The 12915-nt window shown below is 47.4% G+C and carries 14 protein-coding genes; 12 read left to right on the forward strand and 2 right to left on the reverse strand.

The genetic code is table 11. The annotated features are described in order from the left end of the window. The first annotated feature begins 126 nt into the window (after positions 1–126). The 7 genes from FHT67_RS25375 to FHT67_RS25405 all read left to right on the forward strand — a co-directional run bounded on the left by FHT67_RS25375 (position 127) and on the right by FHT67_RS25405 (position 5071). Positions 127–720, forward strand: a complete 594-nt coding sequence (locus FHT67_RS25375) for a hypothetical protein (RefSeq protein WP_208403544.1) — start codon at positions 127–129, stop codon at positions 718–720. A 14-nt stretch (positions 721–734) separates the two neighbouring features. Continuing rightward, complete coding sequence (locus tag FHT67_RS25380) at positions 735–956, forward strand: hypothetical protein (RefSeq protein WP_132309349.1); 222 nt, start codon at positions 735–737, stop codon at positions 954–956. 162 nt (positions 957–1118) lie between these two features. Further along, the gene (locus tag FHT67_RS25385) at positions 1119–1322 is read left to right on the forward strand and encodes an SgrR family transcriptional regulator (protein ID WP_167201719.1); all 204 of its coding nucleotides are present in this window, start codon (positions 1119–1121) and stop codon (positions 1320–1322) included. 91 nt (positions 1323–1413) lie between these two features. Continuing rightward, positions 1414–2277 carry an imm11 family protein gene (locus FHT67_RS25390; protein WP_167201720.1) on the forward strand — a complete coding sequence of 288 codons (864 nt, stop codon included), beginning with the start codon at positions 1414–1416 and terminating at the stop codon, positions 2275–2277. After that, entirely contained in the window at positions 2267–3193 is a 927-nt protein-coding gene (locus tag FHT67_RS25395) for a YwqG family protein (protein ID WP_132309355.1), read from the forward strand. The genes FHT67_RS25390 and FHT67_RS25395 overlap by 11 nt, the downstream gene beginning before the upstream one ends. A gap of 229 nt (positions 3194–3422) precedes the next feature. Further along, complete coding sequence (locus FHT67_RS25400) at positions 3423–4463, forward strand: phosphodiester glycosidase family protein (protein ID WP_167201721.1); 1041 nt, start codon at positions 3423–3425, stop codon at positions 4461–4463. 155 nt (positions 4464–4618) lie between these two features. Continuing rightward, positions 4619–5071 carry a DinB family protein gene (locus FHT67_RS25405; RefSeq protein WP_167201722.1) on the forward strand — a complete coding sequence of 151 codons (453 nt, stop codon included), beginning with the start codon at positions 4619–4621 and terminating at the stop codon, positions 5069–5071. Between the two features lie 21 nt (positions 5072–5092). On the opposite strand, the gene FHT67_RS25410 is transcribed toward FHT67_RS25405, so the two are convergent. After that, positions 5093–6427 carry an amino acid permease gene (locus tag FHT67_RS25410; RefSeq protein ID WP_167201723.1) on the reverse strand — a complete coding sequence of 445 codons (1335 nt, stop codon included), beginning with the start codon at positions 6425–6427 and terminating at the stop codon, positions 5093–5095. 71 nt (positions 6428–6498) lie between these two features. Continuing rightward, positions 6499–7128: a LysE family transporter gene (locus tag FHT67_RS25415; RefSeq protein ID WP_167201724.1), complete on the reverse strand. Its 630-nt coding sequence runs from the start codon at positions 7126–7128 to the stop codon at positions 6499–6501. A gap of 334 nt (positions 7129–7462) precedes the next feature. Between FHT67_RS25415 and FHT67_RS25420 the strand changes: the two genes are divergently transcribed. The 5 genes from FHT67_RS25420 to FHT67_RS25440 all read left to right on the forward strand — a co-directional run bounded on the left by FHT67_RS25420 (position 7463) and on the right by FHT67_RS25440 (position 12907). After that, on the forward strand, positions 7463–8569 hold the full coding sequence (locus FHT67_RS25420) for a BMP family ABC transporter substrate-binding protein (protein ID WP_167201725.1): 1107 nt from the start codon (positions 7463–7465) through the stop codon (positions 8567–8569). A gap of 27 nt (positions 8570–8596) precedes the next feature. Next, positions 8597–9574 carry an aromatic ring-hydroxylating dioxygenase subunit alpha gene (locus FHT67_RS25425; RefSeq protein WP_132309367.1) on the forward strand — a complete coding sequence of 326 codons (978 nt, stop codon included), beginning with the start codon at positions 8597–8599 and terminating at the stop codon, positions 9572–9574. Positions 9575–9717: 143 nt separating this feature from the next. Next, positions 9718–10746: an ROK family protein gene (locus tag FHT67_RS25430; protein WP_167201726.1), complete on the forward strand. Its 1029-nt coding sequence runs from the start codon at positions 9718–9720 to the stop codon at positions 10744–10746. 33 nt (positions 10747–10779) lie between these two features. Further along, positions 10780–12006 (forward strand): MFS transporter, encoded by a 1227-nt coding sequence (locus FHT67_RS25435; RefSeq protein WP_167201872.1) that lies wholly within the window; start codon positions 10780–10782, stop codon positions 12004–12006. Positions 12007–12154: 148 nt separating this feature from the next. Beyond that, a complete protein-coding gene (locus FHT67_RS25440) occupies positions 12155–12907 on the forward strand; it encodes a uracil-DNA glycosylase family protein (RefSeq protein WP_243711701.1) in 753 nt (250 codons plus the stop codon). Positions 12908–12915: the final 8 nt, after the last annotated feature.

Consider the following 12915-nt stretch of genomic DNA (forward strand, 5'->3'; position numbering starts at 1 on the left):
ACGATGCTTACATCATGTGCAACTCATCGCATGCAAGACAATGAAAGCGTAAACACGGAAAATAGCCCTTCAACGTCTCAACTAGGTGATTCAACCGATACAACCGAGTCATCCGAAACCGAGGGTTTGACGGACTTAAGCAAGGAAGATCTTTCGGTTAGAGCGACGGCCTCCCACCGGGCTGGCCAATTGATTATCCAACCAAAAAGTCATGCGACGGTTGTCTCTCTTGGCGCACCTAGCTGTTACGGGCTGGAAACCGATCTAAGCTGGACGGGAGATTATGAAGCGATTTGGCAGCCTGCAGCCGGGGGGGATCCCGTGAAAGTAATGTCTTTTCCGGAAGACCTCGAGATTATTGAGCCAACCGACGCAATGATTAGTCTTCAAATGATCACGGTCGGAGATGCCGATTTTTTTACGTACTATCCGCGTTATACGGACTGTCATGCGCTTGAAGCTTATCTGTTCGGAGTGAAGGACGGGCAGGTTTTTCCGGTTACCTTCGAAGATGAAGCGGGACAGCTGACCGGAAGCTTCTTCCAGCATCCGCATTATCCGCTCCAGGTGTCCGGAAATGACGAACTTGTCGTTACAGGCGGCGAAGGCGCTGGGCAAGCGTTTGTCGAGGTGAGGCATTACCGCTATGATTCCGGGCAGCATAGGATGAAGCTGAGCAAGACCGATCGAGTCCAGCCCCAAGATCTATCCGCCAATTAAGGAGGAGATAAGATATGAATAAGAACGAAGAATTACCGAATACGGAAACAAGCGCTTCAACGGTTGTATCTTTTAACGATGCTACCGAACATTATCAGAAGGTAATGGGGGTTCCGAGTCAACGGGCAGACCTAAAAAGCTTGCCAAAGGCATTACGGTGGTTCTCGTATTTCTTTTACACGGTTATCGTCTTGGGCGCATTGCTTTTTCTAATCTCCTGGTTCATTCATAGGTAACTTCATATAAGCGGAGCCGCGTACGTCAGTTTCCTCCCTCTTGCAAAATGGTGCCCGGATCCCGAAAAGTAAAATCCGCGAACTTCATGCTACCCAAACGCTTGGAAGAAGTGTATACTTGCCCCAACTTCTTATCCTGGAAAGTTAGGGAGGGCTAACGACATGTTGCTGGATGAACGGTATCTTACCTTATATGAACGTTTCGGGGGCCAAGTGGAGCCTGTCGAGGTAACTCTTGAGGAAGTATCCGAATTATTATACTGCACGCCTCGAAATGCGTATTTGCATCCATCCGTACGCGGCGTGAATTTAAATCCGTTAGGCTGGATTGACTTCAAGGATGTTTGGCTGGAGGAGCATGATTAATAGTGATAGAGCAGCAGGGATATAATGTTAAACATTCCTTAATCCGATACTAATTAGAGTGTTTGATTAAATATTTGGGAGTGTTTTAACTTTGAAAATTTGGCTGTTAGATTATCATCCCTCTTTTAACAACTTTAAAATTAACAATATGGATGATTTTAAACGTTTGCAATTTAATGGAACACAGTTAGGGGATCGGTGGAATGCTCCGGAGGTTGATTTGCGCGATTATGGCAAACCAAGTGACATTATGGGTTGTCATAATGGAGCTCTCCTTATCAATCAGAAAGCAAAGACTGTATTTGAATCAACCGTTCATGCCGGAGAAGCAGAGTTCCTTCCTTTTGAATTTGAAGGAGTTACCTATTACTTCTTGCACGTGCTTAACCATGTATCCTGTATTGATGCCGAGAACAGTCTGATTAAGAGGTTAAACGGAAGCAATATCATCTCGGAATACACGGAGTATGCCTTTCATGAGGAGCTTGTTAAGCCGCATCATATTATGCGCGTCAAATTCCATGAGGGAGATAATGTCGTTCATTATCCTTTTGTCAGCGATCATATTCATGAAGCTATTATTAACTCGGGGCTGAAGGGTTATCAGCTAATTGAAGTATGGGATTCTACTTTTAGCTGGCAAGACAAACAGAAGAAGTTTAATGCTATGGTCGAACAAAGCAATAAAGAACGCATAAAAACATTTGATTATACAACGGCAAGAAAGTTTGTGGAGAAGAGAAAAATAACCGCCTACAGCGATCGATGGGCAATACGGCTGGATGATCAAGGACGTTTTCAACTTGGAGAGCTGGTCCTTGAGGGGACCTATTCTTGGATATATCCCATCTTTATTCCCCCTGTATTGCTCGGTCAAGTATGGGGGATCAAAGAGCAAGTCCAGTCTGGCAGATTGGATAGGGTTTTGAAGGCGATATTTAAAAATGAAAGATAAGGCTATGAGGTTTTTCACCGTTGTTGTTATAGGGATGATCATGATTTTCTCTATGTCATCGTGTTCGAAGGGAGATATAGAGATGGGATCCAGTTTTATAGCTTTATACAACGATAAGAGGTTCGATCCAACCTTAGACGAAATAGGTTCCATGGTTGATCAAGCGGGTTTAGGTTCGTATTGGAATGTTATTAAGCAACAGATTAGACCAGGCTTTTATATGGTTCCCCAAATAGTAGATGAAGATAAGATTGCGGTTGGAACCAGTAAAATCGGCGGGCATCCGGATGTACCGTCTTCTTTCGTTTGGCCATCCTGGGAAGGGCATCCCATGTCCTTTCTGGCGCAAATCAATTTGGAAGAATTCCCTATGGATTCCGTGAATCCGGAATATCCCGCAAGCGGGATCTTGTATTTCTTCTACGTCCATGATTATGAATTATGGTATGATAACCCGAAATTCGATTCACAAAAAAGAAAAAACAATTTGGTTTATTATACCGCGGATACTTCGCAATTAATAAGACTGGATTCACCTGAAGCATTAACGGAAGAACAGGTATTCAAGTCGGGAATAATCCAGAAAAAACTCGAATTAACGATTCCGGACGGGGATTACTTGCAACAAAATAAAATTCTTAAAAAGAAAGACGTTCTGGATAAATATTCGCTTATTTTTAAATCTAAGTTTCAAGAAACATATGACGTCGGAATTGGTTATCGTTTTTTAGGGCATATGTCAGCTTTGCAATACGGTGGTTATCCCCAAAAAGATATTTTATTATTTCAAGCAGATTCGAACACTGAAGTGGGGATGGAATGGGATTTGTCCGGACTTCTATACTTCTTTATTAATGAGGATGACTTCAAAAAGCTGTCGTTCAAAAACGCCTATACGGAACGGGTAGGAACATAAAGTTATCACGGTAAGCAGTCTTTACGAAGGCTGCTTTTTTGCATGGAAAAAATTTCAACAAAAAAATTGCGGAAAACTGCACATATTTATCGATTTGTTGCGTCTGATAGATGTGGAAGTCATCGTGATGGTTGTACTGAAAATATTTACTTCTAGTATTTACGCAGCTGTTGCATTTATAATGGGCTATCATCGAAAGGGTGAAGTCCGCAAAGAAAGGATGGAACTTGTGAAGAAATTTTTTGGTATTATAGGGGTCTTTATTCTCGTATGGGCGATTATCTCGGGTATCTTTATGTTCTTTACAGATTCCGGATATCGTCTCCGGGCGATGGCGGCGGAGACCATATTATCGTCACAACATCGGCAGTGGGCGAAGTACACTTTTTTACCGCAAAGTGACTTGGACGCTATGCTGGAAAATATAAATAATCCGAATTACGTGAATAGCGCATCGGGAGCAGGCGATTTAGGCGGCCTGGTCGACGTAAAGTCGGATAAGGATTTGTACGTGCACGTAGAGTCGATTGAGAGTTACACCAATCCTACGCATTACTACAAAGGAAAAGTCATCACGATCTCCAATCCGAATCGGGTTAAGCTGGTTAGCTCGAAGCTGAGCGACCACGGCGAACAAATCTTTGTTATTGCTAAGCGGGCGAAAGCCCTTGCCGCTATTAACGCGAGCGGATTTGTCGATTTGGATGGGCATGGCAACGGAGGAGCTTCAACCGGTGTCGTTATTGAAGACGGCGTTATTAAAAGCCAGAATAAGAATACGAAAGAATTTGTAGCCGGGATTACGAAGGATGGCGTGATGATTACCGGCAAGTACAGCGCGAATGAATTGGTCAACCTAGGCGTACAATATGCAGCGGGCTTTAAACCCCAGCTCATCGTAAACGGTCAGAAAATGGTTGAAGGAGACGGCGGTTGGGGCTGGGGTCCACGCACGGCCATTGGCCAAAAAGCGGATGGCAGCATCATTTTTGTCGTGATAGACGGTCGTCAGACCCGTTCGGTTGGCGCAAGTATCAAAGAAGTGCAGGACTTGCTCTACGAGCGTGGAGCTGTCAATGCCATGTGCATGGACGGCGGTTCTTCCTCTTCGATGTATTTTAACGGCGATAACATTACGATTCCTTCTTCCCGCAATAATATTCCCCGTTATCTGCCGAATATTTGGGCTTTGATTCCGCAAGCCGGCGATACCCTTCATGTGGATGTGGACGGGAAAAGCGTCACTTCGTTTGAAGGCCTTGGTTTGTAAGTTGTTAAGAGAAACCTCCCGGTTGGAATGGAAACATTCCTTCAGGAGGTTTTTTTATTATCAAAATCATTGAAGTTAACCATCGAATACTCTCCATAATGCTCTTGAGCCATCGTTGTTATAATGGAGCAACTACGTTAGAAGGAGCGATAAGGATGATTACACAAACGGTTGCGCAGCTTGAGAGATACGTTGAATCGGTACCATTGCATTTAAGAGCTTGGTCCGAGGAGAGGATGACAACGCCGCGAGCGCTCGGGAAATGGTCCAGTCTTCAAACTCTCGGCCATTTATGCGATTCGGCCATTAATAATATGAGAAGGATCATTGAAGCTCCATCTGCCTCTGGGCCGTATGTGATTACTCCTTATAACCAGGACAATTGGGTTAAAGCGCAGCAATATGCATCGGCGCCTGCCGGAGAGATTATAGCCTTATGGGAAAGCCTGAACCGAGCGATGGTTAGAGTGATGTCGGCAGTACCCGTCGAAACGTTAACGTCATGCCAGATCAGACTTGCTAACGGCGAGACGCATACGCTGGAATGGCTGATAAAAGATTACCTGGAGCATTTGGAGCATCATCTAAGCCAAATCTTCCCTCAATAGCCGATAGGGAGTTGGTTTATTTTACTTTGAAGCAGGCTGAAGAGAGGGGGATTTCCATCTTTTTCGCATAAGCAAGGTCAAGCCTCCGATTAAAGCGAGGAACCCGATGCTGATAAAAAATCCCGGTCGGCTTGTATGATGAAACAAAGTACCGGTCACCGCTAATACGATGATTCCAACGCCAATCCATCTTTTTATTTGCCCCCACATGCTTAACCGGAGAAGTTTACCTGCTGTCATTAGCGTAAAAATCCAATTATAAAGCAGCATTTGCGCGGCTGCGGTCGTAATGTATTCATAGACGCTGTCCGGCATAAGCAAGGCCATCAGAATAGACCCGGCCAGCATTACAATCGTTAGACCGAAGGCAAAGTACGGCATGCTGCGTTTTCCTTTGCCGACTTTGGCAAACAGCTTGGGGGCGTTACCGTCTTTAGCCAAAGTAACCATAATTTTCGTCACCGCAAATAAGGAAGCGATCATGGTGGAAAAACCGGCGATTATGAATACCGCGTTAAATAAATGGGGTACAAAAGCAATCCCGTAACCTTCCAGAGAGGAGACAAAAGCGCTTTCCTTATGATCTATTGTGCTCCAAGGTGCAAGAGACAGCGCTAGAGTAAGCGAAACCAAATATAAAGCGGTAAGAACGCTTATCATGACCCTGCCCGCTTTAGGCGCTTCTTTTGGCTCCTTGAGCCGTATCGCCAATAGACCCATAACTTCAATGCCGCCAAAGGAGTAAAACGCGTAGATCATGCTCGACCATCCGCCTTTTAGCCCATGAGGGAATAAAGGAACCGGCCAGCCGGGCTTGTGTTTGCCTGTCCCAAAGACGCCAAATAATGCTAATGCGGCGATAAGAATAAAAAGAATGATTGCGGCCAGCTTCATGACCGCAAAGACGTGCTCCATCCGTTCAAAGCCCTTTGTCCCAATAGCGATAATACAAATGCCTAAAAAAGCGTAAACGGATGCAAAGATCCATAAAGGAACATTCGGAAACCAGAGACGAGTAAATAGGGATAGCGCAGCCATCTGACTACCCATAATAAGCAATTCGGAGGACCAGTATACCCACCCGCTCGAAAATTCCGCCCAGCGCCCAAATGCTTTGTTCGCATAAGCGCAGAAAGATCCGTCCAAAGGATCGTCGGCGGTCATGCGAGCCAGTAAATCAAATACGACAAAGGTCGAAAAGGCGGCAAGCAGAAAGGCCAAAAGAATCCCCGGGCCTCCGATCCTGATGCCAACCCCGGTCCCCAGGAAATAACCCGTACCGATTGTACACGCGACTCCCATAAGAGATAATTGCCACCATTTGAGGGGCTTGTCCGCGCCATCCCTTTGACTCATTTGCCATCTCTCCCCTAATCCGCTTTATAACAAGTGATATTGTGAGGAGAGCGAGCAAGGAATATACCCTTTTATAGAAACAATTGTTTAAGCGCTTCTATGCCAAAATATAACCCAAAGCCTATTAAAGACAGGCCTGACAAAACGGAAATAAAGCCAAGCGCTCGGTTGTTCAAAACGCGGTGGAAATGACTGGAAGCGACGGCCATGGATAGATCCCACAAAAAAATCCCCAACAAAATGCCGGACGTGTAAATAATGAGCTGCGTTGGCTCAAACTTTTGTGCCGCTTCCGCGAGAACGGAGCCGTAGATACCAATCCAGAACATGATGGATAACGGGTTAAGCAGAGATAAAAAGAAGCCGGTTCCAAACGATTTCAAGACCGGCTCTTTAAGACTGTTTCTGTGCATGGCTGCCGTTTTATTCGTATTATAAAGGCTTTCGAAGCCGGTATAGAGCAGGACAAAGCAACCAAAAGACCATAGTAAAGTTTTCAAAAACGGCGTTTGCAAAAAGTGGACGGTTCCCAAATAGACAACCAGCAAATAGAGGATGTCCGCAGTCATCGACCCCAAGCCAAGCAGCCATGCATTCCAAAATCCGCCCCGAATACCTCGTGCCATTTGTGCCGCATTAATCGGACCGATTGGGGCTGCCAAAGAAAGACCAAGCAAAATATATTCGAGAAAAAATGTCATGCTCCGATAACCTCCATGATTTAATAAGCTCGTACTAATCTATTCTGCGACGCACGGTCGTACAACCCTACATGCTTGAGAGGGATCTATTTTATTTTCCGGTTAATACCAAGAGAAGCTGAAAGTCATTTTCTGGAAGTTATTTTCACGAAAGATAACCTTACATAAACGTGAGGTAAGTGTGCATGAGGCACACAACAACCGTATGTTTTTAGTGTTACAGCCATATTTCGTGTGAGTGATATTGACGCCAATATAACAATGACCTATATTACCTCTAAGCTTTCTGTAAGAAGAATCTCATTTGTTCGGCAAATCGGGGGAGGGTCTTGGCATGAAGAAGCTCATTATGGTTGCAGCGGCTGCTTTGCTTGTCTTTACGGCGGCATGCTCGAAGGAAACAAAAACGAATTCAACGGAAACGGGCGCATCCGCAAGCGGTGATCAGACAAAGCCAAGAGTTGCTTTTGTCTACCTCGGCGTTCCGGGGGACGGAGGCTGGACTTACGAGCATGATCAAGGCCGGAAGATGATGGAGAAAGAGCTTGGCCTTACGGCAACTACGGTCGAGAACGTACCGGAAGGCGCGGACGCGGAGCGCGTATTCGAGGAGCTTGCCGAGAAGAATGATATTATCTTTGGCACAAGCTTTGGCTACATGGATGCGATGGTCGCCGTAGCCAAGAAGCATCCCGATGTGAAGTTCCTTCACGCAAGCGGCTATAAAACATCGGACAATCTCGGCACATACTTGGGCAAGGAATACCAAAGCGCTTATCTTGTAGGGATGGCGGCAGGCAAAATGACGAAAAACAATCACCTCGGCTATGTCGGCGCTTACCCGATTCCGGAGGTGATCTATACCATCAACGCGTTTGCTCTAGGCGTACAAAGCGTTAATCCGGCAGCGAAAGTTGACGTCGTATGGAGCAATACGTGGTTCGATCCAACGGCCGAGCGTCAGGCGGCAACAAGCCTGCTCGACAAAGGCGTAGACGTCTTGGCCGCATATCAGGATTCGCCGGCAAGCATTCAAGCCGCTGCCGAACGCGGAGTATGGGGAATCGGCAACGACTCGGATATGAGCAAATACGCACCGGATTATTACATTTCCAATCCGAAATGGAATTGGGGTCCCTATTACGTGCAGACGGTTAAAGCCATTATGGACGGCACCTGGAAGTCCGAAAGCTATTTCGGCTCGATGAAGGAAGGCATCACCGATATTGCTCCGTTTGGCAAGAACGTTCCGCAGGCTGTCAAAGACCTCGTCGAAGCGAAGAAGAAGGAAATTTTAAGCGGAAGCTTCGATGTGTTTAACGGACCTATCGCCGATCAGAGCGGTACGGAGAAAGTGCCGCAAGGCAAACGGATGACCGTAGACGAAATATTGAGCATGAATTGGTTCGTCAAAGGCATTGAAGGAACCATACCGCAATAGATCAAGACAGAAAGGGAAGTGGCTGGCATGATTAGAAAAGATCCCGCACTCGAGCATGAATGGCATCCGGTAGCGATAGCCTCGGATATTACCGACACTCCCAAGCAGGTCGTCGTATTGGGAGAGAAGGTCGTCCTATTCCGCACGAAGCAAGGGGTAAAAGCCATGAAGGACCTTTGCATTCATCGCGGAGTCCCGCTGTCGCTTGGGCGCGTGGACAATGACGAGCTTGTCTGCGCGTACCATGGCTGGCGTTATGACGGTGACGGGCGCTGCGTATGCATACCTGCAATGCCCAAATCGCAGGCGATCCCGCTTAAAGCGAGAACGCAAACTTATTTGTGCCGGGAACGGCACGGATTTGTCTGGGTTTGCCTGGGAGAGCCAAGGGAGGATGCCCCGCCGCTTGAAGGGAGAGTTGACGAGGGGCTTCTGCCGATCCGGATGGGGCCATACCCGGTTAAGGCATCCGCCCCGCGCGTTATCGAGAATTTCCTGGATGTCTCGCATCTGATGTTTGTGCATGAAGGGCTGCTTGGCGACAGTGAATTCGCCGAGATCAACGACTACAACGTACATCATATAGACGGAGCGCTAGTTACGGACGAGATCGTCGTTTACCAGCCGGACCCTGACGGACGCGGAATCGGCGTCGATAACCGGTATATCTATGAGATCTATACGCCGTGCTGCGTCAAGCTGGCGAAGCGAAGCGAGGGCTCGGACGAAATCTTTCATTTGTTCCTGATCGTACTCCCGGAGACGGAGACGACCTGCACGGCGTTTATGCTGCAGCTCCGCAACTATGCGCCCGAGGTTCCGGATCAGGTGTTTATCGATTTTCAGAATACGCTGCTTGAGCAGGACAAACGCATTGTCGAGGAGCAGAAGCCGGAGCTGCTGCCTCTGGACCTGCAGGCAGAGCTGCATCTCAAATGCGACCGCGTTGCCATCGCTTACCGGCGTAAATTGAAGGAGCTAGGGGTAACGATTGGAACCGAATAAGATTCGAACATGAAGAAGCCGCGTTTATCGCGGTTTCTTTTATTTTCGTCTATTCCTATTCCTTATTGACTTATGGCCTAGGGGACTTTATACTCCATTTATTAAAAGTGTTTTAAAAAGTGTTTGCTAAAAGGGGCGAGAACATGTCTTCTCACACGCATAATACGATTCATGTAAAAAAGATGAATGTCGAGCTGGTCAAAAATGCTTTAAAGGCTCAGGGGATCGCTACAAAAGCATCGATTGCCGGGTTGACCAAGCTAAGCGTGGCTACTTGCGGGACGATTCTGAACGAGCTTCTGGCCGCCCGCGAGATCATTGAACTCGAGCCGGATGGGGCAAATGGCGGGAGGCCAGCCAAACAGTATAAGTACAATGCTGAGTTTGGCTGCGTTATTTGCCTGCTTGTCAGGACGGAAGGCGGCATTCATTCCATCGGCTGCAGCATTGTGAATCTGTTAGGCGAGACCGTCAGCGAGACTACCGTGGAGCTGCCTCGCATCGACAGGGAGGTTATTGATCACATCATTGAAGGCATAATCAACGACAAGGAGAATGTTCAAGCCATCGGGATCGGGATTCCGGGCGTCGTTCACCGCGGAGTGATTGGCGTATGCGATGTGCCGGATCTGGCCGGAATGCCGTTAGGAGCTTACCTGGAGGAGAAGTACGGGGTCCCGGTTACGATCGAGAATGACATGAACATGACGGTGTACGGCTTCTACCACCTTCAAAATTTTGAAGAGGATAAAACGTTTGCGGTAGTGACGTTTCCGAAGAATCATTTTCCCGGGGCCGGTTTTATCGTGGACGGCCGGATTTTGTCGGGCAACACGACATTTGGCGGCGAGGTATCGTTCCTTCCGTTCGGCGTTACACGCGAGGAGCAGCTGCGTCAGCTGCATACGGAGGAAGGCTTTATCCGGCTGGGGGTTATGACATTAGCCTCGATCATCGCTATCATTAACCCGGTGGCTATCGCGATAACGGGCGAGCTTCCGAGAGAGTCGCAGCTTAAGGATCTGCGCGAGGGATGTCTGAAGGATATTCCCGAGGAGCATATGCCGCAGCTTATCATACAGAACAATACGCATCGGGAGTACATGACGGGCCTTGTTGCAGCGACGCTGGAAAGCCTGACTTACCGGCTGCAGGTTACGGAGAAAAGATAACAAATTAGGAGCACGCGAAGAGTGGAAAAAAGTATGGGCAAGTTCAATAAGATTTACGCCATGCAGCTGGCGACCATTTTTATCGGATTCATTATTTTCGGCTTTTCGGAAAATATTAAAGGTCCGGCTATACCGCGCATTCAATTCGACTTTATGCTGAATGAGTCCCAGCTGGGCACCTTGTTATCCTTAAACGCTTTGGGGTATTTGATAGCCTGTTCATTTACGGCATATTTGACGAAAATATGGGGGATCAAATGGGTAACCGCTGCCGCATTCGCCTCTATGGCTTTATCCGGCATTCTTATCTTCTTCTCCCATCATTACTCGTTGTTCTCGGCTTCGTATTTCCTCATGTATATCGGCAACGGAATGCTGGAGATTGGCCTTGCTATACTAAGCGCCCGGATTTTCGTGAAAAATACCGGTACCATGATGAATATGACGCATGGCTTCTACGGCTTAAGCTCCACGGTTGCGCCGCTTATCGCAACAGGCCTGATGAAAGTGACGATTGCCGGCCATACGCTGGATTGGCGCGGAATGTACCTCTTGATGCTGCTGTTGTCCGTGATTCCGATTGTCATCGCGTTGTTCAGTACGTTCCCGGGGGATGGCATCTCGCATGAAGACCGCGTTCCGCTAAAGACCTTGCTTAAAGACCGGGTACTATGGTTAATGGTGCTTGTGCTGACGTTTGGCGTTGTGTCCGAACTGGCCGTTGGCGGCTGGCTCGTTAATTTCCTGGAAAAAGCCTATAACTGGGATACCGTTAATGCTTCCGGCATGTTGTCTATTTTCTTCTTATGCTTCGCGTTGGCGCGGCTGCTGCTTGGTCCGTTGACGGATCGGATCGGCTTCGTATTATCGCTCATTATTTTCTCAGGCTTCTCGGCATTATGCACCTTTGCCGCAATTGCCGGCGGCGAGAGCGTTGCGTTCCTGTTTGCCGCTTCCGGCGTCGGTATTGCGATGATTTATCCGACGGTAATGGCTTTTATCGCAAGGCGATATCCGAAAGGCAGCGATACGGCGATTACCTTTACGGTCACCATGATGGGGTTAGGCAGCGTAATCGGCAACTATCTGATCGGGGGAGTGACTGAGCTCGTCAAGCATCTGGTGGGCGAGAATTCGCCAACCAGCTTGCTCCGCGGCCTGCAAGCCGGCTACGGCTTTATTGGCTTATGCGCGGCCTTATGCGCAATAACCGGCATTATACTGTATATTTATTTGTATAAGAGAAAAGAAATCATTTAATGAAGAAGCGCCAATATTCACGCCCTATGGGCAGGAGATTGGCGTTATTTCATGAATGGACGCTTACCGTTCGAATAAAATCCGATCTTCCACACATGATCATGATACGCGGGGGCTGCACCAAAAACAGAGGAAGGGACATCGAAGCATGCTCATAAATTCGAATCTTGAAAAGTACGAGGCTTTTATTCGCGAACTGCCGCTCAAGTCCCGTTACTCGCCTAACGACTTGCTCGTTCCCGAATTATGCATGATGCGGGAAGGGCCGATCGAGATGTATTATGCGCCGCACAATGATTACGGCAATCCTCTAGCCAGAATCATGATTGTCGGCATCACGCCAGGCTGGAATCAAATGGAGATCGCGATCCGGACTGCGAAGCTGGCTATGCTCAAGCATAAATCCGCCCAAGAAATATGTAAAGAAGCCAAGATGGCTGCGAGATTTGCCGGATCTATGCGGAGCAATCTCATCCAGATGCTGAACGAATTGAACTTGCATTCGTATTACGGACTTGCCGATTGCAAGGCGTTATTCGAAGATGAATCTACGCTCCTTCATACCACTTCCTTGCTTCGCTATCCCGTCTTTACGAATAAGAAAAATTACAGCGGTCATAGCCCCGAGCTTTCGAAAAACGTCTTATTGTACACCTATGCCTATCAGTTGATGATGAGTGAGCTTGAAGCATTGAACCATACTCCGCTTATTATTCCGTTAGGGAAATCGGTGGAATTGGTATTCAAGCGATTGCTTAGCGAAAAAAAGATCAACGAAAAGCAAGTCGTATGGGGATTCCCTCATCCCTCCGGCGCAAACGGGAATCGGCTGCGGCAGTTCCAGCAATACAGAGACGAGATGGAGAAGGGGATTAGAAACTTTGTGCTGCTGCAACAATAATTCCATTT

The organism is Paenibacillus sp. BK720 (assembly GCF_011761545.1).
GTDB lineage: Bacteria > Bacillota > Bacilli > Paenibacillales > Paenibacillaceae > Pristimantibacillus.